The sequence below is a fragment of the Kitasatospora sp. GP82 genome (genome assembly GCF_029892105.1).
GTDB lineage: Bacteria > Actinomycetota > Actinomycetes > Streptomycetales > Streptomycetaceae > Kitasatospora.
This window is the reverse complement of record NZ_JARZAJ010000016.1, coordinates 160,430-185,585: the sequence shown is the minus strand read 5'-3', so window position 1 is coordinate 185,585 and position 25,156 is coordinate 160,430. Positions and strand designations below refer to the sequence as shown.

General features: G+C 71.1%; 29 protein-coding genes and 2 pseudogenes. 27 read left to right on the top strand and 4 right to left on the bottom strand.

Annotated features, from left to right (window positions below; genetic code table 11):
* The first annotated feature begins 195 nt into the window (after window positions 1–195).
* The gene (locus tag P3T39_RS19225) at window positions 196–1,158 is read left to right on the top strand and encodes a phosphatase PAP2 family protein (RefSeq protein WP_280699326.1); all 963 of its coding nucleotides are present in this window, start codon (window positions 196–198) and stop codon (window positions 1,156–1,158) included.
* 100 nt (window positions 1,159–1,258) lie between these two features.
* Here P3T39_RS19225 and P3T39_RS19220 read toward each other — a convergent pair whose 3' ends face one another.
* On the bottom strand, window positions 1,259–4,285 hold the full coding sequence (locus tag P3T39_RS19220; protein WP_280699351.1) for a bifunctional [glutamine synthetase] adenylyltransferase/[glutamine synthetase]-adenylyl-L-tyrosine phosphorylase: 3,027 nt from the start codon (window positions 4,283–4,285) through the stop codon (window positions 1,259–1,261).
* Window positions 4,286–4,576: 291 nt separating this feature from the next.
* Between P3T39_RS19220 and P3T39_RS19215 the strand changes: the two genes are divergently transcribed.
* Entirely contained in the window at window positions 4,577–4,768 is a 192-nt protein-coding gene (locus P3T39_RS19215) for a hypothetical protein (protein WP_280699324.1), read from the top strand.
* A 600-nt stretch (window positions 4,769–5,368) separates the two neighbouring features.
* Here the strand turns inward: P3T39_RS19215 and P3T39_RS19210 are convergent.
* Window positions 5,369–5,830, bottom strand: a complete 462-nt coding sequence (locus tag P3T39_RS19210) for an NUDIX domain-containing protein (RefSeq protein ID WP_280699322.1) — start codon at window positions 5,828–5,830, stop codon at window positions 5,369–5,371.
* A 16-nt stretch (window positions 5,831–5,846) separates the two neighbouring features.
* Between P3T39_RS19210 and P3T39_RS19205 the strand changes: the two genes are divergently transcribed.
* From P3T39_RS19205 to P3T39_RS19090, 24 genes and pseudogenes are all read left to right on the top strand, one after another.
* Window positions 5,847–6,626, top strand: coding sequence for a GntR family transcriptional regulator (locus tag P3T39_RS19205; RefSeq protein WP_280699320.1), 780 nt, complete (start codon window positions 5,847–5,849; stop codon window positions 6,624–6,626).
* Between the two features lie 615 nt (window positions 6,627–7,241).
* Complete coding sequence (locus P3T39_RS19200) at window positions 7,242–7,529, top strand: hypothetical protein (RefSeq protein ID WP_280699318.1); 288 nt, start codon at window positions 7,242–7,244, stop codon at window positions 7,527–7,529.
* Window positions 7,529–7,891 (top strand): WhiB family transcriptional regulator, encoded by a 363-nt coding sequence (locus tag P3T39_RS19195; RefSeq protein ID WP_280699316.1) that lies wholly within the window; start codon window positions 7,529–7,531, stop codon window positions 7,889–7,891. Before P3T39_RS19200 ends, P3T39_RS19195 begins: the two co-directional genes overlap by 1 nt.
* Window positions 7,891–8,967: a hypothetical protein gene (locus tag P3T39_RS19190; protein WP_280699314.1), complete on the top strand. Its 1,077-nt coding sequence runs from the start codon at window positions 7,891–7,893 to the stop codon at window positions 8,965–8,967. The genes P3T39_RS19195 and P3T39_RS19190 overlap by 1 nt, the downstream gene beginning before the upstream one ends.
* A 37-nt stretch (window positions 8,968–9,004) precedes the next feature.
* Window positions 9,005–9,346, top strand: a complete 342-nt coding sequence (locus P3T39_RS19185) for a hypothetical protein (protein ID WP_280699312.1) — start codon at window positions 9,005–9,007, stop codon at window positions 9,344–9,346.
* On the top strand, window positions 9,343–9,774 hold the full coding sequence (locus P3T39_RS19180) for a hypothetical protein (RefSeq protein ID WP_280699310.1): 432 nt from the start codon (window positions 9,343–9,345) through the stop codon (window positions 9,772–9,774). Before P3T39_RS19185 ends, P3T39_RS19180 begins: the two co-directional genes overlap by 4 nt.
* Before the next feature lie 35 nt (window positions 9,775–9,809).
* Window positions 9,810–9,992 (top strand): hypothetical protein, encoded by a 183-nt coding sequence (locus P3T39_RS19175; protein ID WP_280699309.1) that lies wholly within the window; start codon window positions 9,810–9,812, stop codon window positions 9,990–9,992.
* Window positions 9,993–10,025: 33 nt separating this feature from the next.
* The gene (locus P3T39_RS19170; RefSeq protein ID WP_280699307.1) at window positions 10,026–10,286 is read left to right on the top strand and encodes a hypothetical protein; all 261 of its coding nucleotides are present in this window, start codon (window positions 10,026–10,028) and stop codon (window positions 10,284–10,286) included.
* A gap of 134 nt (window positions 10,287–10,420) precedes the next feature.
* Window positions 10,421–10,555, top strand: a complete 135-nt coding sequence (locus P3T39_RS19165; protein WP_280699305.1) for a hypothetical protein — start codon at window positions 10,421–10,423, stop codon at window positions 10,553–10,555.
* Window positions 10,556–10,591: 36 nt separating this feature from the next.
* Window positions 10,592–11,125 (top strand): hypothetical protein, encoded by a 534-nt coding sequence (locus P3T39_RS19160; protein ID WP_280699303.1) that lies wholly within the window; start codon window positions 10,592–10,594, stop codon window positions 11,123–11,125.
* Window positions 11,122–11,640 (top strand): hypothetical protein, encoded by a 519-nt coding sequence (locus P3T39_RS19155; RefSeq protein ID WP_280699301.1) that lies wholly within the window; start codon window positions 11,122–11,124, stop codon window positions 11,638–11,640. Before P3T39_RS19160 ends, P3T39_RS19155 begins: the two co-directional genes overlap by 4 nt.
* A gap of 113 nt (window positions 11,641–11,753) precedes the next feature.
* Window positions 11,754–14,081, top strand: a complete 2,328-nt coding sequence (locus tag P3T39_RS19150; RefSeq protein WP_280699300.1) for an FtsK/SpoIIIE domain-containing protein — start codon at window positions 11,754–11,756, stop codon at window positions 14,079–14,081.
* Between the two features lie 246 nt (window positions 14,082–14,327).
* The gene (locus tag P3T39_RS19145) at window positions 14,328–14,648 is read left to right on the top strand and encodes a hypothetical protein (protein WP_280699297.1); all 321 of its coding nucleotides are present in this window, start codon (window positions 14,328–14,330) and stop codon (window positions 14,646–14,648) included.
* Window positions 14,649–14,771: 123 nt separating this feature from the next.
* Window positions 14,772–15,239, top strand: a complete 468-nt coding sequence (ssb, locus tag P3T39_RS19140) for a single-stranded DNA-binding protein (protein ID WP_280699295.1) — start codon at window positions 14,772–14,774, stop codon at window positions 15,237–15,239.
* Window positions 15,240–15,349: 110 nt separating this feature from the next.
* Window positions 15,350–15,940 carry a hypothetical protein gene (locus tag P3T39_RS19135; protein WP_280699294.1) on the top strand — a complete coding sequence of 197 codons (591 nt, stop codon included), beginning with the start codon at window positions 15,350–15,352 and terminating at the stop codon, window positions 15,938–15,940.
* 47 nt (window positions 15,941–15,987) lie between these two features.
* A pseudogene (locus P3T39_RS19130) lies at window positions 15,988–16,428 on the top strand (DNA cytosine methyltransferase); the annotation flags it as partial.
* 1 nt (window position 16,429) lies between these two features.
* Complete coding sequence (locus tag P3T39_RS19125; RefSeq protein WP_280699356.1) at window positions 16,430–16,948, top strand: hypothetical protein; 519 nt, start codon at window positions 16,430–16,432, stop codon at window positions 16,946–16,948.
* A 23-nt stretch (window positions 16,949–16,971) separates the two neighbouring features.
* A complete protein-coding gene (locus tag P3T39_RS19120; RefSeq protein ID WP_280699354.1) occupies window positions 16,972–17,139 on the top strand; it encodes a hypothetical protein in 168 nt (55 codons plus the stop codon).
* Window positions 17,136–17,492, top strand: coding sequence for a hypothetical protein (locus tag P3T39_RS19115; RefSeq protein WP_280699292.1), 357 nt, complete (start codon window positions 17,136–17,138; stop codon window positions 17,490–17,492). The genes P3T39_RS19120 and P3T39_RS19115 overlap by 4 nt, the downstream gene beginning before the upstream one ends.
* Window positions 17,493–17,511: 19 nt before the next feature.
* On the top strand, window positions 17,512–17,784 hold the full coding sequence (locus P3T39_RS19110; RefSeq protein ID WP_280699289.1) for a hypothetical protein: 273 nt from the start codon (window positions 17,512–17,514) through the stop codon (window positions 17,782–17,784).
* Window positions 17,785–17,853: 69 nt separating this feature from the next.
* On the top strand, window positions 17,854–18,741 hold the full coding sequence (locus tag P3T39_RS19105) for a bifunctional DNA primase/polymerase (RefSeq protein WP_280699286.1): 888 nt from the start codon (window positions 17,854–17,856) through the stop codon (window positions 18,739–18,741).
* Complete coding sequence (locus P3T39_RS19100; RefSeq protein WP_280699284.1) at window positions 18,738–19,835, top strand: AAA family ATPase; 1,098 nt, start codon at window positions 18,738–18,740, stop codon at window positions 19,833–19,835. Before P3T39_RS19105 ends, P3T39_RS19100 begins: the two co-directional genes overlap by 4 nt.
* Window positions 19,836–20,003: 168 nt before the next feature.
* The gene (locus P3T39_RS19095; protein ID WP_280699349.1) at window positions 20,004–20,234 is read left to right on the top strand and encodes a helix-turn-helix domain-containing protein; all 231 of its coding nucleotides are present in this window, start codon (window positions 20,004–20,006) and stop codon (window positions 20,232–20,234) included.
* 3 nt (window positions 20,235–20,237) lie between these two features.
* On the top strand, window positions 20,238–21,497 hold the full coding sequence (locus P3T39_RS19090) for a site-specific integrase (protein ID WP_280699282.1): 1,260 nt from the start codon (window positions 20,238–20,240) through the stop codon (window positions 21,495–21,497).
* 94 nt (window positions 21,498–21,591) lie between these two features.
* Here the strand turns inward: P3T39_RS19090 and glnA are convergent, their stop codons facing one another.
* The gene (glnA, locus tag P3T39_RS19085; RefSeq protein WP_280699279.1) at window positions 21,592–22,953 is read right to left on the bottom strand and encodes a type I glutamate--ammonia ligase; all 1,362 of its coding nucleotides are present in this window, start codon (window positions 22,951–22,953) and stop codon (window positions 21,592–21,594) included.
* Between the two features lie 245 nt (window positions 22,954–23,198).
* Between glnA and P3T39_RS19080 the strand changes: the two genes are divergently transcribed.
* Window positions 23,199–24,953 (top strand): NAD+ synthase, encoded by a 1,755-nt coding sequence (locus tag P3T39_RS19080; protein WP_280699277.1) that lies wholly within the window; start codon window positions 23,199–23,201, stop codon window positions 24,951–24,953.
* Window positions 24,954–25,006: 53 nt separating this feature from the next.
* Here the strand turns inward: P3T39_RS19080 and P3T39_RS19075 are convergent.
* Window positions 25,007–25,156, bottom strand: a pseudogene (locus P3T39_RS19075) (MBL fold metallo-hydrolase); the annotation flags it as partial.

Sequence of the window (25,156 nt, the reverse complement as noted above, 5' to 3'; positions counted from 1 at the left end):
GGCCTCCCCCTACTCCCCCAAGGCCCGATCGGCTACTCGGGGGGCGGCTCGCGGGGTCGTTCGAGTGCGGGTCACAATGGACTCCATGCCCGCCTCCGGTACCCGTCCCCTAGCCCCTTGGGGGGACAGCTGGTGAAGAATCCACTACCGCAGGATGAGCAGGCGGCCACAGGACGTCTGGCAGACTTCTCGTCCATGGGGGAACCGACCGAGATCCGTGCAGCCCGCGCCGAACGCGCCGAGGCGGCCGGCGGCGCAGGTTCCGTCCTCGGTGCGGTTCGATCGAACCCGAAGCCGGACGGAGCCACCCGCGCCGCCCAGACGCGCAGCGCCGCACTGCGCAGCCGTATCCGCGAGCAGCGCCGGACACCGTCGCGTCCCCGGCTCTGGTTCGAGCTGGCACTGATCGGCATCAGCTACTGGGTCTACTCCCTGGTCCGCAACGCCGTCCCCGAGAAGGAGTCGGTGGCTCAGAAGCACGCCGACTGGATCTGGGACTTCGAGCAGGCCCTCGGCATCGCGGTCGAGCACACGATCAACCACGCGGTGAACTCCGTCACCTGGCTGATCGTCGGGATGAACTACTACTACGCGACGCTGCACTTCATCATCACCATCGGTGTGCTGGTGTGGCTGTACCGCTCGCATCCGGGGCGCTACGCAGCGGCGCGGACGGTGCTGTTCGTCACCACCGGGATCGCGCTGGTCGGTTTCTACTTCTTCCCGCTGGCCCCGCCCCGGCTGATGGACGGCGGCGGCTTCATCGACACCGTCAAGGTCCACCACACGTGGGGGTCGATGGCCTCCGGCGCGGGGGCGCACGTCTCCAACCAGTTCGCGGCGATGCCCTCGATGCACATCGGCTGGTCGATGTGGTGCGGGTTGGCGATCTTCTTCCTGGCCAAGCCGCTCTGGATCCGACTGCTCGGTCTGCTCTACCCGCTGACCACGCTGTTCGTGATCATCTCGACCGCCAACCACTTCTGGATGGACGCGCTCGGCGGCGAGATCTGCCTTGCCGTCGGCTTCCTCACCGCCCGGCTGATCTACCACACCTGGGCCTACCGGCTCCCCCGCCTGCCGGACACCTCGACCCCCGAGGAGCCGGTCACCGTCCCGGCCCAGTGGACCACCCCGGTCGGCGCCTCCCGCCGCTAGTGCCGTCCGGCAGACCCGCTGGAGCAAGTGGCAACCACCCAGGGGCGCGGGACTCTGGGGGTTGCAGCTTTCTGTACTCCCCTTGGCGGGGCACAGCCCTTCACGGCCCGTAGAACAGGCGCTCCACCACCGAGCGCGCCCGCCGGGTGGTGCGGCGGTAGCTGTCCACCAGTTCGCCGGTGTGGCCGGAGCCGTACCCGAGGTAGCGCGCCACCCCGGCCAGTTCGCGGCCGTCGCCGGGGAAGCTGTCGCCCGCCCGGCCACGGACCAGCATCACCGCACTGCGCACCCGCGAGGCCAGCACCCAGGCCGCGTCCAGCACCGCCGCGTCCTCGGCGGTGACCAGCCCCGCTCCCCTGGCGGCCGCCAGCGCCCGCCTGGTGCGGGTGGTGCGCAGCTCGGGCAGCTCATGGCCGTGCTGGAGCTGGAGCAGCTGGACGGTCCACTCGACATCGGCAAGACCACCCCGTCCGATCTTGGTGTGGGTGGTCGGATCGGCCCCGCGCGGAAGCCGTTCGGACTCGATCCTGGCCTTGATCCGTCGGATCTCCAGCAGGTCCTTCTCGGGTACGCCGGTGCCGGGGTAGCGCAGCGGGTCGATCAGCACCCGGAAGCGCTCGGCCAGCTCGGCGTCCCCGGCCACCGGCTCGGCCCGCAGCAGCGCCTGGCTCTCCCAGGCGTGCGACCAGCGCCGGTAGTACGCCTGGTACGAGGCCAGGGTGCGCACCAGCGGGCCCTGGCGGCCCTCGGGCCTGAGGTCGGCGTCGACCAGCAGCGGGGGTTCGGTGGAGGGGGCCGCGAGCAGGGTGCGCAGGCGGTTGCAGACCGCGTGCGCGGCCCTGGCGGCGTCGTGCTCCAGTACGCCGAGCAGGGGGTCGTGCACGAAGAGGACGTCCGCGTCGGAGCCGTAGCCGAGTTCGTGTCCGCCGAAGCGGCCCATGGCGATCACGGCGAGCCTGGTGGGCAGTTCACCGTTCTCGGCCTCCCACTCGGCGATGCAGGCCCGCAACGCGCCTTGCAGGGTGGCCGCGTTCAGTGCGGTCAGCGCCTCGCCCGCGACGTCCACCACCTCGCCGGGGTCGTCGGAGAACCGTCCGAGCACATCGGCGGCGGCGGTACGGAACAGTTCCCGCCGCCGGACCGAACGGGCCGAGGCGACCCCCGCCTCGGCGCTGCCCGCCCGGCCGACGGCGGCCAGGATCTCCGACTCCAGCGCGGCCCGGCCGCGTGGCACCAGGCCCTGCGGATCGCCGAGCATGGCGACCGCTTCGGGGGCCCGCAGCAGCAGGTCGGGGGCGAGCCGTCCGGCGGAGAGCACCCGGGCGAGCTGCTCGGCTGCGGCGCTCTCGTCGCGCAGCAGCCGCAGGTACCAGGGGGTGCGGCCGAGCGCGTCGGAGACCTGGCGGAAGTTGAGCAGCCCGGCGTCGGGGTCGGCGGAGTCGGCGAACCAGCCGAGCAGTACGGGCAGCAGGGTGCGCTGGATGGCGGCCTTGCGGCTGACCCCGGCGGCGAGCGCGGTGAGATGGCGCAGCGCGGTGGCCGGGTCGGCGTAACCGAGGGCGACCAGCCGGGCCTTGGCCGCCTCGGGGCTGAGCCGGACGTCCCCGGCGGGCAGTTCGGCGACGGCGTCCAGCAGCGGGCGGTAGAAGAGCTTCTCGTGCAACCGCCGTACCTCGACCGCGTGGCGCTTCCACTCCCGCTGGAGGGCGGCGACCGGGTCGGCGCGGGTGTCGTCGTTGATGGCGTCGGCGAGTGAACGGGCCAGCCGGCGCAGGTCGCTCTCGTCCTTGGGCATCAGGTGGGTGCGGCGCAGCCGGTGGAGCTGGATGCGGTGCTCCAGGGCGCGCAGGAAGCGGTATGCGGCCTCCAGCGAGGCGGCGTCGGCCCGGCCGACGTACCCGCCGGCACTGAGCGCGGCCAGCGCTTCGAGGGTGTTGCCGCTGTGCAGGCTGTCGTCGGCGCGGCCGTGCACCAGCTGGAGCAGCTGGACGGCGAACTCGACGTCGCGCAGGCCGCCGGGGCCGAGCTTGAGCTGCCGGTCCAGTTCGGTGGCGGGGATGGAGTCCAGGACGCGGCGGCGCATCTGCTGGACGTCGGCGACGAAGTTCTCGCGCTCGGCGGCGTGCCAGACCAGCGGGGCCGTCGCCTCGGTGTAGGCGGCACCGAGTTCGGGGTCCCCGGCGACCGGGCGGGCCTTGAGCAGGGCCTGGAACTCCCAGGTCTTGGCCCAGCGCTGGTAGTAGGCGAGGTGGCTGGCCAGGGTGCGCACCAGCGGGCCGTTGCGGCCCTCGGGGCGGAGGTTGGCGTCCACGGGCCAGATGGCGCCCTCGCCGGTGGTGTCGGAGCACAGCCGCATCATCCGGGCGGCGAGCCGGGTGGCGGCCTGGAGCGCGCGGTTCTCGTCCACCCCCTCGCGGGGTTCGGCAACGTAGATGACGTCCACGTCGGAGACGTAGTTGAGCTCGCGGCCGCCGCACTTGCCCATGCCGATCACGGCCAGGCGGCAGGCGCGGGCGGCCTGCGGGTCCTCCTCGGCGGCGATGTCCAGGGCGGTCTGCAGGGTGGCCCCGGCCAGGTCGGCGAGTTCGGCGCTGGCCTGCGGCAGGTCGGTGGTGCCGCTGAGGTCACGGGCGGCGATGGCGAGCAGGCAGCGGCGGTAGGCGATGCGCAGGGCGTCGGCCCGGCTCGTGATGTCCGTCGCACCGTTGCGCCAGACCCGGTCGGAGAGCTGGCGCAGGAAGTCCTGCGGGCCCGGGTGGATGTCGCGGAGTTCGAAGGTGACCAGGGCGTGCCAGTCGCGGGGGTGGCGGGCCAGGTGGTCACCGAGGGCGGCGGAGGCGCCGAGGACGCCGAGCAGGCGGTCGCGCAGCGGCTTGGAGCCGGTCAGGGTGTCGCGCAGGGTGTGCCGCTCGGGCTCGTCCAGGGCTTCGAGCAGCCGGGAGAGGCCGAACAGTGCGAGGTCGGGGTCGGGGCTGGCTCCGAGTGCGTCCAGCAGAACGGGGTCGGCCGCCAGTCCGTTCAGGGCCGGCCCGGCGAGCAGCCGCACCGCGGCCTCGGGGTCGGTGAAGCCCCGGCGGACCAACCGGACCTCCAGGCGACTGGTCCGGCTCCCGGCTGCGGCGGCCATCGGCCGCGATGTCGCTTCCTCCACTGCCATCGCCCCTCCAGCTGCTGACTCTCCTCGAAGCGTACGTGGCCCGTCTCGGGCGCGACAGGAGCGCCGTGCAGCACCCTTGCGGGGAGCATCGGGCAGCCGTTCAGGGCGCGGGGCTCTGCCCGGTCGACTGCGTGCCCGTACCGGAAGGCCGCAGCGCCGCACCGACTCCCTTGGGCACGTTGCACCTCGGGGGTCCTCGTGCCTGCGCTCCAACTCGTCCGGCTTCCCGATCTGTTGGCCGATCAGGAGCCGGGTCCGTCGATGGCCCTGCCCAGCTGGGCGAGCTCGCCGGTGGCACCGCAGCGGGGCCCCGGTCCGGACGCCGGTCTGGCCGCCCCGGCTCAGCCGTTCGACCGGAGAAGAGCTGCCGGGGCGTCGACGGCAGAGCGGTTCGACGCCAACCGGGCCCGCCCGAAGGCGGTGGCCTACCGAATGCTCGGCTCGCTGACGTGATCGCCTGCCCCGACCGCCTCCACCGACTCGACCTGGCGGTCCTCGACGGCTGACCGCACCCGAAGCGGCCCCAAAGGCTCCGGGCCGACGGATCACCACCCCCGGCCCGGGGCCTTCGCATGTCCGGGGACCGCCCGGCCTGCGGTTACAGCACCTGGAGGTTCTTGCGCAGCTCGAACGGGGTGACCTCGGAGCGGTACTCCTCCCACTCCTGGCGCTTGTTGCGCAGGAACTGACGGGTACTGACTCAACCTGCAAAGAAGGCTGCCGACAGGCCGCCAGCACGCACGCGAGCCGTCGCCACCTGTCATCACCGGTCACCTCCGAGCGGCCTCGCACGGCCCAGGGACGGCCCACGGGCGCGCACGAGGTTCGAGAGGGCTGTAACACCCAGGGGTGTTTCAGCCCTCCACCCGGTCTCGCTCGGCCTGTCCCAGCACTGTCCCTGCCGTTTGCCCAGGTCAGCACCGTTACAGGGACAGAGGGACAGGTGGGACACCGTCATCCCCTAGGCATGCTGTCCCAGCATGCCTAGCTCGCCGAGGGATCGATACAGTCGCCTTCTGACCTGGACAGAGAGGCAGCGAACAGCCCAGATGATCAGGCGACCAGTTGCCGACCGTCATGAGCACGGACAGCGGGCACATCCGAATGCAGCGCATCCTGAACCCGAATGGCGTACATCTCCCCCATCTTGGCGAGAGCGTCCTCGGCCCGCAGCCAGCGAACGTCGGTTGACTCGTCCGAGGTCTGCGGTGCGCCGCCCACGGGGCGACAGCGGAACACCAGGGCGACGACACCGAGAGCCATGTTCTTGTAGACCCCGGTCAGTCGCTCCACGGCCACGTCGACGCCGGTCTCCTCCCGGACTTCCCGGGCGACGCCAGCTTCGACCGACTCCCCGAGCTCCAGTACCCCGCCAGGCGGCTCCCAGGTGTTGTTGTCGGCACGCCGGATGACCAGCACCTGGCCGTCTTCCCGCACGACTACGCCGGCCACCGATACCGAGTGGAGCGGCGTTGACCGTCCCTGCTGAGTGCTGTTACTCATGTATATGAGCATAGGAGGTTCCACCCAGATGAGGAGTGGAAGCGTTCGCGAGACCTCTGCACCCCGGTACCTGCAGATTGCCGAGGACCTCGCGGAACAGATCCAGAAGGGCGTTCTGCCCCCTGGCGAGAAGATCCCCAGCGAGTCCGAGCTGATGGATCGCTACGGCGTCGCGCCTGGCACTGCCCGGAAGGCGGTCGCAGAGCTTCGCGCAACGGGCCTGATCGAGACGCACCACGGCAAGGGTTCGTTCGTAAAGTCTCGTCCCCCGGTCAACCGCAAGTCGTCGGACCGCTTCCGACGCTCCCACCGGAAGGCGGGCAAGGCGGCCTACCTCGCGGAGGCTGAACAGGCTGGGGCCAAACCGTCCGTTCGGGTGCTTTACGTCGGCCCCACCGAGGCGCCGGCGGATATCGCGGATCGGCTGTCCGTAGCCCCGGGCACTCAGGTTCTGGCGCGGCGCCGCCTGTACTTCAGCGACGGCGTGCCCACCGAGGAAGCCACGTCGTACCTGCCGTGGGACGTAGCCAAGGACATCCCCGAGCTGTTCGCCGAGAACCCTGGGGGCGGCGGGATCTACGCACGCCTTGAGGACCACGGCCACATCCTGGCCGAGTTCTCGGAGACCGTGCGCGCGAGGTTGGCGACCAAGCCCGAAGCCGTGTCGCTCAGCCTGAGCCCCGGAGCCCCGGTCATTCACCTGACCAGGAACGCGTACTCCGAGGCCGGACGAGTCGTGGAGGTCTGCGACACCCTCATGGCCGCTGACCAGTTCATTCTCGACTACCGCATCCCCGCAGGGGACTGACGCACCATCACCTAGAAGTCGACAACCCCCCACGCTGAGGCGAGGGGGGTTGACTTATATAGAGGAGATGGGCACTCTGATGCATGTCACTCCTCTACATAAGTGCACAAGTGCTTATGTAGAGGAGATGCGCCCCTTCTTTGGGCTGCTCTGACCTGCACAAACGCGCCCGGAGGGGTGGGGTGATAGCCCCCCGAAGGAAGTGGCCGTTCTTTGAGAACTCAACAGAGTGAGGAGTGACGGGGCTTGTCCCCGTCCCCGTGCGGACCGGGTGATGTCCGCTCCATGGCGACCACTTCATGTCGCACCGGCTCTGGAGAACATCCCGCTCGCGGGGTGCCACCTGGTGTGCGTCGCCCTGCTGGCGCCAGAGCAGTGACGATGGCGCGCCCGATTAGGGGCTCGGGACCGGCCGGCGTGGCAACGGCGGCTTGGTGAAGCCCTGCGTTCCGAGTGTCTTTGGTCCCCGATCCGCGCTGTCTGGGCGGGTCGGGGGTCATGGCTGCTCGTGACTGACGAGTGGTCTGGGCCCGTTGAGGCGGGCCGCCGCGCACCCGGCCAAGGAAAGCGCGGCAGCCCTCACGGGCCTACTCACCTACCAGAAGAGGTAGACCCATGAAACTGATTGTCGCAGGCCAACGGGCCGCGAGTACGACCGAGTTCGCTGAGCTGGCGCTCGGTGTTGACGAGGAGTTGTTCGCTGGGGTGCCCGGTGAGGACGCGGAGAGCCGGGTGGTACGGCTGGACGTGGCGCTGACGGTGCTCGCGGACCTGCGCCGGGAGGACCCGGAGCTGGCCGCGTACGCCCGGCGCCTGCTCGACTCCGCGCCGGTTCCGCTGCACCGACCGGCCCGGCCCGCCGCCGCGTCCACCGGCGCCGACGCGTACCAGGCGGTGGCGTGATGGCCCGCATCCGCATCCACCGCTTCCACGGCACCTGCACCCCGTCCCCGACCGAACGTCCGGCGGTGATCCCGCTGCACGAGATCACCCCGGACCCGGAGGGCGACCTGCGCGGCGCCGCCTGCACCGCGCTCGACCCGGACCTGTTCTTCCCCGAGGACGGCGACGAGTGGAGCGAGCGCCGCGCACGGATGGTCTGCGCCGGATGCCCGGTGCGAGCCATCTGCCTGGATCTGGCGCTCACCCGCAACGAGAAGCACGGCATCTTCGGCGGCCTCAACGCCGCCGAACGCCGCGCGCTCAAGAACAAACTCAACCGGGCGGCCCGTCTCGCCAGGGCTGCCGCGCAGGCGGTGTCCTGATGAGTGCCCACCGCGCCGCACACGGTGCTCACCGAGTGCCCACCGAGGTGCCCACCCCAGCCCAGATCCTCCGTACCGGCCGCGTCATCACGACCTGCACATGGCTGCTGACAGGGGCGGTGGTCGCGGTGAGCATGTCCACCGCCGCACCGTTCATCGACGCCCACTCCCCCGGGTGGGGAACCGGCCCCGTCATGGCGCTCGCCGGGGACGGATGTTTCATCCTCAGCCTCCAGGCCGATGGAACCCTCGCCCGATACGAGGTGAGCGGCGGCCGGTGGCCAGCGGTGTTCCGCTGGGTGACCGGCCTGGCCACGGTCTGGCTCAACATCGGCGCCGCCGCCCTCGCATACGACCTGGTCGGCGTGGTCATCCACCTCATCCCGCCGCTCCTGCTGCTACTGGTCGCCGAGGCCGGTCCCGCCTACCGGCGGGCCCTGGCCCGACTCGCCCAGCGAACCGCTCAACCGGCACCCGACGGCCCCTCCGACACCATCCCGGAGCCGGTGGACACCGAGGTGCCCACCCTCGCTGAGGAGGTGCCCACCGCCGCCCCGTGGACGGTTCGAGTGCCCATCTCACCCCCGCTCCCGCCCCTCTGGCAGGCACCTGCGCCGCTCCCGCCGGAGCCGGTGAGCACCCCGGCCGACCACCAGGTGCCCACCACCGCCGAGGAGGTGCCCACCACCGCCGAGGAGGTGCCCACCGAGGTGCCCACCCTCACCCTCCGGGTGGCCCCCGAGCCTGTTCCGGCTCCGCTCCCGCAGCCCGAGGAGGCACCCGTGCCGTTCCCCTCGGAGCCGGTGAGCGGCCTGGGTGACCACCAGGTGCCCACCGCCGTCGAGGAGGCGCCCGCCGAGGTGCCCACCATCGAGGACGGGCCGGGCACCGACGACATCGAAGAGCCCGCCGCCATCCGGCTCGGCGAGGCGGAGGCCGCCGCCGTGATCGAACGGTGCTGGCGCCAGGGCGTCAGCCAGCGTGAGACCGCCCGCCAGGCCACCCGGGCCCCGTCCTACGTCGGCCGCGTGTTCAAGCGCCTCGACGCCGAACACGGGCAAGCCTCCGCAGCCTGACGGGCCGCCCCTCACTTCGCTTCCGGAAGGAAGACCCATGAGCACGAGCGACCAGCTCCCGGCCATCCACGCCTTGATGGCCATCGTCTCCACCTGCGGCGACCTGCCGACGGCGGAACTCGCCATCCGCGTCCTGGACTTCGACATCTGCGACGGCAACATGACGGTCCTCGAATGGGGCGTGGAAGTTGTCGTGCACGACAGCCTCACCCACTTCGAGCAGTGGCGACAGGGCCTCGGCTTCAACCCCGAGGACATCGACCACCGGCAGAACGAGGGCCTCGCCTGGCTGACCGTCACCGCCGCGTACGCGGGCGTGCCGGTCAAGCTCACCGGCTTCTACGACCTGCCCGACCACGACCGGCGAGCCGCCGCATGACGCTGACCGACCCGGGCGGCCTGTTCGCCGCCCTACACACACTCCAACTCCCGCCCTGTGACTACGTGGTGTGTGGTTCGGCGGTCCTGTTCGCCCGGGGCCTGCGGGCCCGGATCGGAGACCTCGACGTGCTGGCGCGCGGGCAGGCTTGGCGGATCGCCACCACCCTCGCCCGGCCCGTCCGCCCGCCGTCCGGCCACGGCTGGGCCGTCTACCACCCCGCCGCCGCGATCGAGATCGTTGACCGCTGGACCCCCGGCTGGCCCACCGACCGCCTCATCCAGGACGCGGACCTCATCGACGGCATCCCCTTCATGCGCTTGGGCGACGTCCTGCGCTGGAAGGAAGCCGCCCGCCGCCCCAAAGACCTCCCCGACATCGCCGCCATCCGCAACCTGCACCGCACGTGGACCGGCGCCCACAGCTGACACATCCCTCCCACCGACCCTCCAGGAGAACCGGCATGGACAAGAAGCTTGCCGCAGCCATCGAGCGGGACAACGAGCTCGAAGAGCAGGGGATGCACGGCGACGACCGCCTCACCTGCTGGACCCACCAGTGCTGGGCCGAGGAGTGCGCCAACGACCCGCTGCACACCAACGTCAGCGCCCTGAACTGGATGTACTACCGCGATCCCCCGGCCTGACCGGCCGACACTGAACGCCCGGAAGGGGCACTGATGGGCATCAGATCATTCTTCGGGTTCGGCTCCAGCACCTCCAACTCCAGCTCCTCGTCCGGCTCTTCCGGCGGCATGTCGCCGAGTGGCTGGCACCGGTACGACCCCGACCAGGCGCGGCGCGAGCAGGGTCAGCGGGAGCCGGACGTGGCGTCGGCCCCGACCGGCCGGTCCGGCCGCCGGATCCCCACCCCGGACCCCTACGCCTCCCCCGGCGCGCCGGTGGTCCGCAACTTCGGCCGCCCCTACAGCGACCAGTAACCCCCTCACAGTTCGGCTTCCCGCCGCCTTCCACCGGCCCCGTCCTGGCATGCCCATGCCTGGACGGTGCCGGGAGTGGGCGCCGGGCCCGCCCGGGCCCCGCTCTTCCTGTCCGCCCTGCACGAGAGGCCGGTATGTCGCTCGACCTCGTGTTCTTCGCGTTCTTCGCGTCCTGCGCCGCCACATCGGGCTGGCTGCTGGTCGCGATAGCCGCCAACCGGTGGCTGTTCCTCCCCTACCTGGACCGATTGGAGGCCGCTGATGTCTAAGACCCGCGCCGCCGCCCGTGGACGGGCGGTGGCGCTGTGACCGTCACCCCCGATGCCCCGCACGGGCCCTGCCCGGAGCCCGAGGACGTGGACGACTTCTGGGCCAGGCCCCGGCCCTGGCCGGCGGCCGAGTCGGATGCGTTCGCCGAGCTGGCGCAGGAGATGCGTCAGGCCCGCCTGGACGCGGCGATCCCGTTGAAGGCGGACGACGCGGACCACCTGATCGACTGGCCGCGCGTCAAGCGCGCCACGGCCCGGCTCAAGCGGGCGGTGCAGGCGTGGCCCAACCTGGCTGCCGCCGGTGTCGCGCTGGTGGGCCCCGCGTGGGCGTGGCGTGGCGTGGTCGCCGACTGCTCGCGGTCCTTCGCTCCGGCGGCGGATGTCGCGGACCCGGGCCTGTGCCTGGGCCTGATGGCCCTGGCCGGGGTGCTGGTCGTGCGCCGCATGGTGCGCGGCACCCTCCTGGCCCCTGTCGCTCGGGTGGCCGCGTGGTCGGTCGTGATCGGAACCCTGGCCTACGCGCCCGCCCGCCAGTGGGCGGCGGCCCTGCTGATCGGAGTCGTCCAGTGAAGCTCATCGAGATCTCCCACACCGTGACCCTGGCCGGGTCCGGGTTCGGGTTCCTGCTGTTCGTCGGTACCGCCGGGTTCCTGTTCTTCCAGAACGGACGGAAGTTCAAGTTCCTGAAGAAGAAGCGGATCTGGCTGCCGTATGTGCTGGGCCTGGCCGTGATGGTCCTGGCGTCCTCGTGCGCGGGCGGTCTCCTCGCCGTGGTCTCCGGCTACACCACCGCCACCGGCAACCAGGCCGGATCGCTGATGAGTCAGGGCCTGACCGGGGGTGACGGCGCGGCCCCGGTCGCCCAGCACACCCAGCTGACCTACTCCGGGTCCTGGATCGCCCTGGCGGTCCTGCTCCTGACCGGCTTCTTCTTCTGGTTCGCCAAGAAGATGGGCGAGCGGATCCTGCTGCTCTCCGGCGCGATCACCGGCGCCACCTGGGGCCTGTCCATCTCACTCGGCGGCCTCGCCGCATGGTCGGGCGTCCCGCTCGCCAACTGGCTCGGCCACCTGCTCATCGGCTGACCCGCTCGCGGACGGTCGCCCCGGCACCACCCCACCCTCACCAGGGCGCGGTGGTGCCGGGACGGCCGCCTCCGACCGGACCAACCCACCACCGACCCAAGGAGGCACCCACGTTGAGTACCGACATCGAGAAACCCGCCCCACCACCGCAGGACGACGCCGACCAGCCGGGCGAGACCGCTTCGCCCGCCGACATCGGCCGCGACACCGACACGGGCGCCACCGCCGCCGAGGAGGGGGAGAAGAAGCCGAATCCGGCGGCTGTGTGGGCAGCCTCCCAGGCCCGGCGTACTGGTGAGGGGGCTCGTGGGCTCGGCGGGTGGCTCGCTCACTGGGCTTCCACGGCCGACCGGTCCGGTGATGAGGTCCGCCGCCGCATCGTGGCCGGCCAGTTGGAGGCGTTCACCGAGCGCCGCACCGAGCTGCGGCAGGCACTGGAAAGGGAGACGAAGGCCGTGGTCAGGCTGGAGGAGGAGGCCGCCGACGGCGGCCTCACCCAGGCCCAGCGCGGTCAGCTGACCCTGCGTCGGGAGGCCGCGCGGCGTCTGGAGAAGACGCTGCGTGACATGCAGAAGGTCCCCTTCCGTGGCGTGCAGCCCACCGAGAAGCAGATCGCCCGGGCCCGCAGCCTGGGACGGCTGCGGCGGGGTGGGGCGCTGATCGGCGCCGCCATCGCGGCGGTGATGCTCGCCGTCCACCAGCCACAGATCGGCTTGCTCGGCCTGGTGGCCTGCGCCGGGGTCACCTGGTGGACCGGCGCGCACCCCCTGCGCCTGACGCACCGTCCCATCCCCGCCGAGCTGCTTCTGCCGGAACTCGATCCACCCGGGAAGCTCGATGTGGAGGAGGCCGCCGGCGAGGACCCGGGCGTCGTGGGGAGCGCTGCGGAGGATCCCGCGCTGGTGTGTGCGGAGACCGAGCTTCTGACGAAGGCGATGCTCACCGTCGGGGCGATCAGCGAGGGTGTGGTGTGCCTGGCGAGTCCGGACGCGATCACCAGGATGCCCGGCGGCTGGATCGCACGCGTCAACCTGCCGCGCGACGACGCGGCCGACGTGGAGACGGTCCTCCCCAAGCTGGGGAAGATCGCCGGAGTGCTGGGCCTGGACCGCTCCCGCTTCTTCATGGAGCAGGTCCACGCCAGCCAGGGCGGCAGCGCCAAACAGATCGCGGTCGCGGCATTCGACCGGGACCCGCTCACCGAGAACCGTACCTCCCCGCTGATCGGCGCGACCGGCATCGACGTGTGGAACCACGGCATCCCGGTCGCCTACGACGCCTTCGGACAGATCGTCCACCTGATCCTCAAGGACACCAGCCTGGCCCTCGCCGGAGCCTCCCGCACCGGCAAAGGCGCCGCCCTGCGGTGCATCATCGCCGGAGCCCTGCTCGACCTGCGGGTCAACATCCGCCTGATCGACGGCAAGACCCCCGGCCAGGACCGCTGGCGCAACCTGGCCGCCACGTTCATCGACGAAACCGGCACCAAGGGCGCCCAGCGCGCCCGGCACCTGCTGGAAGCCGAAGTCGCCGAGATGAGCCGCCGCTCCGAAATCCTCAAGCACCACGGCATGGAGCAGATCGACGACCCCAAGCTCATCACCGAGCTCGGCGGCCTGGAAGTCATCGTCATCGACGAGGCCCAAGCCCTGACCGGCGACAAGAAACACGGTACGGCGATCAAGGAAGCGCTCTCCGCGCTCGCCGCCCGTGGCCTGGCCTTCGGCATCATCCTGATCGTCGCCACCCAGGTCGCCACCAAGGGCAACAACGGTGTGCTGCCGCGCCTGGTCACCGGAAACATCACCTGGAAGTGGTGCATGTTGGTGACCGAGACCGCCGAATCCAACATGGCCCTCAGCCAGGGCGCCTCAAGTGCCGGGTGGGACGCCTCCAAGCTCGACCCCAGCATCAAGGGGATGGGCATCCTGTTCGCCAACGGCTACCGGCGGATCCGCTCCCTGTGGATCGACGGCCCGGACATGCTCCAGGTCATCGACACCATCACCACCGTCCGCCAAGCAGCCGGACGCCTGCGCGGCCAGTGGGACGACCGGATCGAAGCCGCACTCAAGGCCAAGGACAGCGCCACCCCGCCGCCCTCGCTCAAGCAACCCGCCACCCAACAAACCACACCAGAGCCCGAGCCGGGCAACACCGGGGACACGGACGGGGCCACGGCGGCGGACTGGGAGATCCTCTCCCTCACCCTCCAGTGGTTCGGCGCACAGCCCAACGTGCTGTGCCGCCAGGTCGCCCAGATGCTCCCACTCATCGACGAACAGACCTGGGCCGACATCACCACCGCAGCCGTCGGCGACGCCTTCCGACGCACCGGCGTCTTCCGCAAGAGCGTCCGCGTCGGCACCGAAACACCCTCCACCGGCGCCCAACTCGACCACATCCGCACCACCCTCGAACACCGCAACCCCCGACCGTGACGCCGACTACAGGCCCGCCTACACCCCCAACTACAAGCCGACTACACGCCCTTGTAGTCGACCGCGCCCGACCTGTAGTTGACATGTAGTCGGGCCTGTAGTCGGCCCCTGACCTGCGATGTAGTCGCGCAGTCGCCAAAACCACTCAGGGGCCGTCCAGCCGGTTCCAAGGTCCTCCCAGGGCCTCCCCAGGGCATGCACGCCCCCGCCGACTACAACCGCCAACACCCCACCCGGAAGGCACCCATGCACGACCACGCGGACACCTACGAGTACGCCGACTTCGACCACCCCACCCGCGACGAAGAGAAGGCCGCAGAGATCGCCCTCGACCTCGCCGACGAACAGCGCGCCGCCGAAGAAGAGCGGGCCAACCCGCGCCCGGGGCACACCGAAAGGTGTGAGGGCTGCCGGGGCACCGGCGGCGGCTACCAGGACGAAGTCTGGGACGAGGAGGAACAGGACGTCGTCCTCCTCGACTACGAGCACTGCCCCGAATGCGGCGGCTGCGGCTACTACGACTGCGACACCACCTGCGACTGGGCCCAGACCGGCGACGAGTACTGACCGGCCTGCCCGACCGGCCGTGCCACCCGGACAACCCGCCGCACCCAGCGACGGCAGCCGGGTAGTGCGGGGGACCGGACAGACCCGCTCCCGACCACCAGCCACGAAGCCCTTGGAGGCACCGTGTCCGTCGGAGAGACCCCGATCACCCTCGTCGGCAACCTGACCGACGACCCCGAACTCCGCTTCACCCCCCAGGGCGTGGCCATGGCCCGCTTCACCATCGCCTCCACCCCCCGCACCTACGACAAGAACAACGGCCAGTGGCGCGACGGCACCGCACTGTTCCTCCGGTGCACCGCCTGGCGCGAAATGGCCACCAGCATCGCCGAATCCCTGACCAAGGGCATGCGCGTGGTCGCTGTCGGCCGCCTGGTGCAGCACAACTGGCAGACCGACCAGGGCGAGACCCGCTCGATGCTCGGCCTGGACGTCGAGGACATCGGCCCCAGCCTGCGGTTCGCCACCGCCAAGGTCACCAAGACCCAGCGCACCAACGGCACCACATCCGCTCCGGCCGCCGACCCGTGGGCCGACGCCGCCCCCGCTCCGGCAGGCGTCGCGGCCGTCGGCAACGAGCCGCCGTTCTAACCGCCCCCGCCCGGCAGCACGAAGGCCCCACAGCAGCCGCCGAAACCCTGGCAGGTCGCGGCTGCTGCGGGGCCCAGCCAATCCCGAAGCCAATCGAGATCGGACCCATCATGGCCCAGTTCACCCACTCCACGCTCGCCATCGCGGACGACTTCTACGACCGTGCCCGCGCCTCCGACGGCACCTCCCGCTACGGCGCCTACCTCGCCCAGAACGCCCACCTCCTCCACGACTACGGACACCCGGTCACCCCGGCCGGGTTCGCCTCCGCCGCGTGGTTCATCGCGACCAGCCCGGTCATGAGCCCCGGCTACGTCCGCACCCGCCCCGACCTGACCGCCATCACCGTCGTCTCGGCCGGTGAGGACGGCCTCGACATCGCCCTGCGCATCGACGTCCCCCTGCACCACGGCACCCTGGCCCACTGGCCCGCCCGAACCCTCGACTGGCAGACCGACCGGAACGGCTGGACCGACTCGACGTGGAAGCGCGTCGCCGAGCCCGACCTCACCGACCGCCCCGCGCTCCTGGTCACCGCCACCCTGCTCGTGCCCGTGCCCGCCGCTCTCCTCGTCACCCCGACCGCCGCCCGGCCAGGCCGCACCATGACCCGCGAGGCCAAGCAGACAGTCAAGGCCCTCGTCCAGCCCGCCAACGCGAACGCCCACCTGGTCGACGAGCTGACCGGAGACTACAGGTGAGCGGTCCACTGATCGGGTCGCTGTGCACCGGTTACGGCGGCCTGGACATGGCCGTACAGCAGGTGCTGGGCGGCGAGCTGGCGTGGGTCGCCGACCCCGACCCCGGGGCGGCGGCGATCCTCGCCCACCACCACCCGACCGTGCCCAACCTCGGCGACATCACCACCGTCCACTGGCCGGACGTCGCCCGGGTGGAGGTGCTGACCGCCGGGTTCCCCTGCCAGGACGTGTCCAGCGCCGGCCAGCGCGCCGGACTGGCCGAGGGCACCCGCTCCGGCCTCTGGTTCGAAGTCGCCCGCACCATCCGCGACCTGACCCCCGATCTGGTGGTGATCGAGAATGTCCAAGGGCTCCGCTCCGCACGCGCTGACGGCGACGTTCAACCCTGCCCGTGGTGTCTGGGAGACACCGGAAGTGAACATGCTGTGCGGGCACTTGGCACCGTACTCGCGGACCTGGCCGCCCTCGGGTTCGATGCGGAATGGGTCAGTGTCCGAGCGTCCGACCTCGGAGCAGCCCACCAGCGCGAGCGCGTGTTCCTCGCCGCCTGGCCTGCCCACCCCCAGGGCCCGCGACTCCAAGGGACGCGGCTTCGAGGACGGATTGCCGAACACGGTGGCGCTGCTGCCGACGCCGACCGTGTCGGAGGCCACCGGGACCGGGCACGCCGCCCAGGGCGGCATGAACCTGCGGCACACCGTGAGCCTGCTGTCGACCCCGGTCACCTCGGACGGCGAGCGGCAGAGCAGCAGCTACGGGCGGGGCAACCCAACCCTGGCCGGGGCCCTGCTGCCCACCCCGAGGGCGTCGGCGAACGAGAACCGGCAGACCAAGCGCACCCCCTCCCAGGAAGCCGGGACGCACGGGCGGTGCCTGGCCGCCGAAATGGCATCCCTCCTGCCGACGGCGGCGGCGTCGATTGGGGGCCGTACGGGTCGGCGGTCCGCCGCTGGGAGGCGGTCCTCGGCCGGTCCGCTCCCAGGCCAACTGACGATCGAGGACGCCTGAACCCGGTCTTCGTCGAATGGCTCATGGGCCTGCCGGCCGGGCACGTCACCGCCGTCCCCGGCCTGTCCCGAACCGCCCAGCTCAAAGCACTCGGCAACGGCGTCCTGCCCGCGCAGGGCGCCGCCGCCCTGCGCCTCCTGCTCCACCGCGCCACCACGCCCGCCGAACAGTCCCGGAGGAAAGCCGCATGACCACCGCCCGCATCCCGCCGCTCGCCGACACCGGCCTGTGGCAGGCCGTCATGAACGCCGCCGCAGGCCGCTGCCAGTGCCGAGGAGCCTGCGGCAAGAACCACACCAAGGACGGCGGACGCTGCCCGCGCGAACACGGCGGCTACAACCAGCACCACGGCGGCGGCACCGTCCACCTCATCGCCGCCCCCACCGAGCCCGCCGACCTCCTCCTGCCCCCGCACAAGGCCGCCACCCTGCCCAAGGCCCGGCTCTCCGCCTGGTGCCCGGCCTGCCACGACGCCGCCCAGCGAGCCGCCCGCAAGACCCTCGCGACCACCACCCCGGCCACCGAGCCGGACGCCCTCTTCTGAACCCCGGAAGGTACCCGCCGTGCCGATCCGCACCCTCACCTTCCGCATCGTCACCTGCGACATCTGCGGCGACGAGGACACCGACGACGTCCTCCCCCTCTACGACACCCGGCAGATCGCCGCCGACAACGCCCGCCAGTGCGGCTGGCTGATCACCGCCGACCAGCGCGTCATCTGCCCCGACGACGACCGCCGGCACCGCGCCGCCCTGGACGACCTCATGCCGCCCGAGCCGACGACCGAGGTCGACGGCCAGCTATCCCTCGACCTCGACCTCGGCCCCGCCACCTGACCCGCTCCCGGGGGTGAGCCGCCCACCAGCTCACCCCCGGGACCCAGCACTCCCCGGAAGGAGACCCCCGTGCCCGCAAACCTGCTGCTGGCCGCCGCCCTCACCGCCGCCGAGCGCAACTGGCACGTCTTCCCCCTGATCCCCGGCGAGAAGATCCCCGCCATCAAGAACTGGGAGCAGCGCGCCACCACCGATCCCGAGCGGATTCGACGGTGCTGGACGCATCGCCCGTACAACGTGGGGATCGCGTGCGGCCCGTCCGGGCTGAACGTCATCGACCTCGATATGCCCAAGGGGCCGGAGGACGTGCCGCCGCCGCAGTGGGCGCTGCCGGGTATCACCAGCGGGCATGACGTGTTGGCCGCGCTGTGCGAGCAGCACGGCCAGCCGTACCCGGACGGCACGTTCACCAACGCCAGCCCCGGTGGCAGTACCCACCTGTACTTCGCCGTGTCGCCGGGCCTGGCCCTGCGCAACACCAGTGGGCACTGTGGGCGCGGGCTCGGCTGGAAGGTCGATACCCGGGCCGGTGGCGGACTGGTGGTCGGCGCGGGCAGCATCACCGCCAGCGGCGCCTACGAGACCATCCGTGACGCTCCGGTGGCGCCGTTGCCGGGCTGGCTCACCGAGTTGCTCGTCCCGGCCCCATTGCCTCCGCAGCGGCCCGTCGCGGTGCCGCTCAAGGCCGTCGACCGGCGCACCGCCTACCTGAAGAGCGCGGTGGAGCGGCAGCTGGCCACCATCACCGGCGCGGCCGACCATCACAACGACGCGCTCTACCTGTCCGCTGTCGCCCTCGGCCAGTTCGTGGCCGGTGGCGAGCTGACCGAGGCCGAGGTCACCGGCTGGCTCCTCGACGCCGCTGCCCGCGTGGACCATGCCCCGGCCAAGGCCGTGCGCACCATCGCCTCCGGTCTGCGGGCCGGAGCGCGGCGCCCCCGCACGGTCGCCGCATGACCCGTCCCGCCGACCCGGAAACGGCCCGGCCCGGTCCCCGTCTGCGCGTCGTGGCCGACGGCGAAGCCGAGGTGCCGTGGCCCGACGAACCCGACCCCGGGGCCGACCCCTGGTCCGGGGCACTCCCGGCCCCGCCCAGCACCGCCCCGGCGCCCGCGTCCCCGGCCAGGCCGCAGAGCGTGTGGAACGCCGCCGATCTCATGGCCACCGACTTCCCCGAACCCCGGTGGGCTGTGCCCGGGTTCTTCGCTGAAGGCGTCAGCCTGCTGGCCGGGCCTCCGAAGGTTGGCAAGTCCTGGCTCTCCCTGGGCCTAGCCTTGGACGTGGCCGCCGGCCGCCCGGCCTTCGGCAGTATCACGGTCGAGCCCGGCCCCGTCCTCTACCTCGCGCTGGAGGACACTCCGCGCCGTCTCAAGACCCGCATGGGCAAGCTCCTGGCCGGGCGCGACGCGCCCCGGGAGCTGACGATCGTCACCGAGTTCCCGCCCCTGCCCCGGGGCGGGGCCGAGGCGCTGGACCGGTGGCTCACCGCCAACCCCGGGGCCCGGCTGATCGTCATCGACGTCTTCGCCAAGGTCCGGGGCACCTCCGCGCCCGGCGTGGCCGCCTACGACGCCGACTACGCCGCCATCGGCTACGTCAAACAGGTCGCCGACCGCCACTCGGTGGCCACGATCCTCGTCCACCACGTCCGCAAGATGGGCTCGGACGACTTCCTCGCCGAGGTCTCCGGCACCAACGGCCTGGCCGGCGCGGCGGACGCCACCCTCGTCCTCAAGCGCTCGCGCGGAAAGGCCGACGGCGTCCTGCACATCACCGGCCGAGACGTGGACGAAGCCGAACACGCCCTCAGCTTCCAGCCCGAGAGCGGTAACTGGCTGCTGCTCAACGGTCCGGCGAGCGACCACACCGTCGGTGACACCCGCAGCACGATCCTCGCCCACGTCCGCGCACACCCCGGGGCGAAGCCCAAGGAGATCGCCGAAGCCACCGGCCTGGCCTACGACAACACCCGTCGAACCTGCGCGCGGATGGCCGAGGCCGGCCAGCTGCACGCGGACGCCAGCGGCTCCTACACCGTGCCTGAGCCGTAGGGACAGTCCACACCTGGGCGCACTGTCCCAGCTGTCCCGCTGTCCCTGCACCCGCTCTCACCAGCACAAACCCCAGTGACACCGCTGGGACAGCCTTCTGGGGACTGTCCCAGCGGTGCGCAGTCACCGCAGAAGGAGGCGGCCGTGGCAACTCGCGGCACCCCACGTGTGAAGGCAGCGCTCGACCAAGCCAGCGCTCCTGGTTCACCGCAGCCCCTACCCGCCCGGTACCTCGAACCCGAGGACATCGCCGAGATCTTCCAGGTTCCGCTGGAGACCGTCTACCAGTGGCGCCGCAAGCGCACCGGTCCGCCCGGCTTCCGTGTCGGCCGGCACCTCCGCTACGACCCCACCGAGGTTGCCCAGTGGGTGGCCAACCAGACCCGAGAGGCTGCCTGACCTATGGCCGGACACATCCAGGACCGCTGGTACAAGACCGAGACCGGCCCCGACGGCAAGCCCCGTCGTGTCAAGGCCGACCGCCACGGCCTCGGGTCACGTTATCGGGCCCGCTATGTCGGTCCCGACGGCACCGAGAAGAGCAAGTCGTTCCCCGACCGTCAAAAGCGCCTGGCAGAACAGTGGTTGGCCCACATCGAGGCCGATATGTCGCGCGGGCAGTACATCGACCCCAAGGCCGCCCGGGTGACCTTCGGTCAGTTCGCCGAGAAGTGGCTGGCGTCGCAGACCACCGATCTGAACACCCGTTCCTCCGTCGAGGCCCAGATTCGGCGCCACGCGATCCCCTACCTGGGTTCGCGTCCGATGGACTCGTTCCAGCCCTCGCATATCCGGGAGTGGCTGAGCGAGCTGGAGAAGGCGGTCCCGGCGTCGTCCTACCGTCGGGTCATCTTCGGCAACGTCTCCGGCATCTTCACCGCCGCCATCGAGGATGAGATCCGGCGCACCAACCCCTGCCGCTCCCGCTCGGTCACCGCGCCCAGCAGGGCGCCGGGACGGGTGCATCCGTGGCTGCCGGAGCGGGTGCAGGCCGTCCGCGCCGGACTCCCGGAGCGCTACCGGGCCATGACCGATGCGGCTGGCGGCTGCGGGCTGCGGCAGGGCGAGGTGTTCGGACTGCCGGTGGACGAGGTCGGGTTCGACACAGGGTGGCTGCACGTGGGCTACCAGGTGAAGGACGTCGGCGGACACCTGGTCTTCGCCCCGCCGAAGCGTGGCAAGGTCCGGGACGTCCCTCTGCCGGAGCGCGTGGCACACGCCTTCAAGGCCCACGCCGAGGAGTTCCCGCCCGTGGAGGTCACCTTGCCGTGGCTGACCCCGGACGGGCCACCGCTAACTAAGCCGCTCCTGTTCTCCCGTGAAGAGGGCGGGGCCGTTAGGCGGAGCGACTTCAACACCTACGCGTGGAAGCCCGCCCTGGTGGCCGCCGGGGTCATCCCGGAGCCGGAGAGAGGCCAACGGCACCAAGCCGCCCGCGAGGACGGCATGCATGCCCTGCGGCACTTCTACGCCTCCGTCCTGCTGGACGCCGGCGAGAGCATCAAGGCGCTGAGCGGATACCTCGGGCACTCCGACCCCGGGTTCACGCTCCGGGTCTATACGCACCTGATGCCGAGCAGCGACGGTCGGACCCGCCGGGCGGTCGACAAGCTCTACGAGGCGCTCGGTTGGGCGGCGAGTTCCAAGCCGGACGGCCCCTAGACGGCCCAGGGCGGGTGAACCCGCTCCCGGGCCAGTGGATTGCCTCCGCTGGCCCGGGGCGCTCGCCCACTCCGAGAAGTACCATGACCTGCGGTTACAGCACCTGGAGGTTCTTGCGCAGCTCGAACGGGGTAACCTCGGAGCGGTACTCCTCCCACTCCTGGCGCTTGTTGCGCAGGAAGAAGTCGAAGACGTGCTCACCGAGGGTCTCGGCGACCAGTTCGCTGCGCTGCATCAGGTCGATCGCCTCGCCGAGGTTCTGCGGCATGGGCTGGATGCCCATCGCCCGGCGCTCGGCGTCGGAGAGCGCCCAGACGTCGTCGTCCGCACCGGCCGGGAGCTCGTAGCCCTCCTCGATGCCCTTGAGGCCTGCGGCGAGGGTGACGGCGTACGCCAGGTAGGGGTTGCAGCCGGTGTCCAGGGAGCGGACCTCGACGCGGGTGGAGCCCTGCTTGCCCGGCTTGTACATCGGGACGCGGATCAGCGCCGAGCGGTTGTTGTGGCCCCAGCAGATGTAGGAGGGGGCCTCGCCGCCCGCGCCTGCCGTGCGCTGCGAGCCGCCCCAGATCCGCTTGTAGGAGTTGACCCACTGGTTGGTGACGGCGGCGGTCTCGGCGGCGTGCCGCAGCAGGCCGGCGATGAAGGAGCGGCCGACCTTGGAGAGCTGGTACTCGGCGCCGGACTCGTGGAAGGCGTTGCGGTCGCCCTCGAAGAGCGAGACATGGGTGTGCATGCCCGAGCCGGGGTGGTCGGAGAAGGGCTTGGGCATGAAGCTGGCGTGGACGCCCTGCTCCAGCGCGACCTCCTTCATGACCAGGCGGAAGGTCATGATGTTGTCGGCGGTGGAGAGCGCGTCGGCGTAGCGCAGGTCGATCTCCTGCTGGCCGGGGGCGCCCTCGTGGTGGGAGAACTCCACCGAGATGCCCATCGACTCCAGCATGGTGATCGCCTGGCGGCGGAAGTCGTGGCCGACGCCGCGCGGGGTGTGGTCGAAGTAACCGGACTGGTCGGCGGGGATCGGCGCGGTGCCGTCACCGGGGAGGTTCTTCAGCAGGAAGAACTCGATCTCCGGGTGGGTGTAGAAGGTGAAGCCCAGGTCGGAGGCCTTCTCCAGGGTGCGCTTGAGCACAAAGCGCGGATCGGCGTACGAGGGCGAGCCGTCCGGCATCAGAATGTCGCAGAACATCCGCGCGGTGCCCGGGGTCTCCGAGCGCCAGGGCAGTATCTGGAAGGTGGTCGGGTCCGGCTTGGCGATCATGTCGGACTCGTACACCCGGGCGAAGCCCTCGATCGCCGAGCCGTCGAAGCCGATGCCTTCCTCGAAGGCCTGCTCCAGTTCGGCGGGAGCCACTGCGACCGACTTGAGGAACCCGAGTACATCGGTGAACCACAGCCGGACAAAACGGATGTCACGCTCTTCGAGCGTACGAAGCACGAACTCCTGCTGCTTGCCCATGGGGACAGTCTCACCTCTGCTCTTTACGTTCGTGTTACGCACGGAAGCACTCCACGGGAGTGCTCGACGAAGCACCCGACGGACCTCGAAAGCGGCTGACGAACCGGCTGACGAATGCGGCTTGCCCCCATCATGGCGGATCCGGACCGGCTTGCCGACACCTGTCCGGCTCTCCGACGGCCACCCGGCCCGGGTGACGCACCCCGCCCGCGACATAGCGTCAGTTAGACGATTACACTCGTGGCATGCCCAATCTCCGTCTCGCCCTGAGCCAGATCGACCCCTGGGTCGGCGACCTCGCCCGCAACAGCGATGAGGTGGTGCGCTGGACCAGGCAGGCTGCCGAGGCAGGCGCCCAGCTGGTCGCCTTCCCCGAGATGACCCTGACCGGATACCCGGTCGAGGACCTCGCCCTGCGCAGCTCCTTCGTCGAGGCGTCCAGGGCCGCCCTGGTCGAGCTGGCCGAACGGCTCGCCGCCGAGGGACTGGGCGAGCTGCCGGTGGTCCTCGGCTACCTCGGCCGCTCCGAGCACGACGTGCCCAGGGCCGGCCGCCCGGCCGGTTCCCCGCAGAACTGCGCCGCCGTGCTGCACAGGGGCCAGGTGGTGAACCGTTTCGCCAAGCACTACCTGCCCAACTACGGCGTCTTCGACGAGTACCGCTACTTCGTCCCCGGCAACCAGCTGTCCGTGCTCCGCCTGCACGGCGTGGATGTCGCACTGGCCATCTGCGAGGACATCTGGCAGGAGGGCGGCCGGGTCACCGCGGCCGGCGAGGCCGGGGCCGGACTGCTGCTGGTGATCAACGGCTCTCCGTACGAGCGGAACAAGGACGACGTCCGGCTTGAGCTGGTCCAGCGCCGGGCCGCCGAGGCCGGCTGCCCGCTGGCCTACCTCAACATGGTCGGCGCGCAGGACGAGCTGGTCTTCGACGGCGACTCCCTGGTGGTCTCGGCCGAGGGCGAAGTGCTGGCGCGGGCGCCGCAGTTCGAGGAGAACCTGATACTGCTCGACCTGGACCTGCCCGCGGCTTCCTCGGACCAGACCGACGGGCTGCTGCTCAGCGACGGCCTCCGGCTGGTCCGCACCGAGCTGGGCGGCGACGTCCGGCCCGCGCCCGCCGCGCCCGCCGAGGCCCCGATCGCCCCCCGGATCAGCGACGAGGCCGAGATCTACCAGGCCCTGGTGGCCGGCACCCGGGCGTACGTCCGCAAGAACGGCTTCAAGTCCGTGCTGATCGGCCTCTCCGGCGGTATCGACTCCGCCCTGGTCGCCGCCATCGCGGTGGACGCCGTCGGCGCCGAGAACGTGCACTGCGTCTCGATGCCCAGCCGCTACTCCTCGCAGCACTCCAAGGACGACGCCGCCGAGCTGGCCAGGCGCACCGGGCTCAACTTCCGCACCGTCTCCATCGCCCCGATGTTCGACGCCTACATGGAGTCGCTCGGCCTGAGCGGCCTGGCGGAGGAGAACCTCCAGTCCCGGCTGCGCGGCACCCTGCTGATGGCCATCTCCAACCAGGAGGGGCACATCGTCCTGGCCCCCGGCAACAAGAGCGAGCTGGCGGTCGGCTACTCCACCCTCTACGGCGACTCGGTCGGCGCGTACGGGCCGATCAAGGACGTCTACAAGTCGCTGATCTTCCGCCTGGCCACCTGGCGCAACGAGGAGGCCACCGGGCACGGCGAAGTCCCGCCGATCCCGGAGAACACCATCTCCAAGCCCCCGTCTGCCGAGCTGCGCCCCGACCAGGTGGACACCGACTCGCTGCCCGACTACGACCTGCTGGACACCGTCCTCGACCACTACATCGAGGGCGACCAGGGCCGTGACGCGATTGTCGCCGCCGGGTTCGACCCCGCCCTGGTCGACCGCATCGTGCGGCTGGTCGACACCGCGGAGTACAAGCGCCGCCAGTACCCGCCGGGCCCCAAGATCTCCGCCAAGGGCTTCGGCCGCGACCGCCGGCTGCCCATCACCAACCGCTGGCGGCGGGGCTGACGTCCTGCCGGTGCGCCCCCGCCCGCCGGGGCGCACCGGCAGCCGTCATCTGCTCACCAGCAAAGGGCCGTGAAGTCGACCGCCCGCGGCCGGAGTTCACTAGTACGAGCAGTCAACTCCCGCAGCCGCCGGGACATTTCGTCGGCCGGAAGCCGCTTGCGATCGCCGTGGCCGGGCAGCAGCCATTCGGAGCGCAGCCGCTC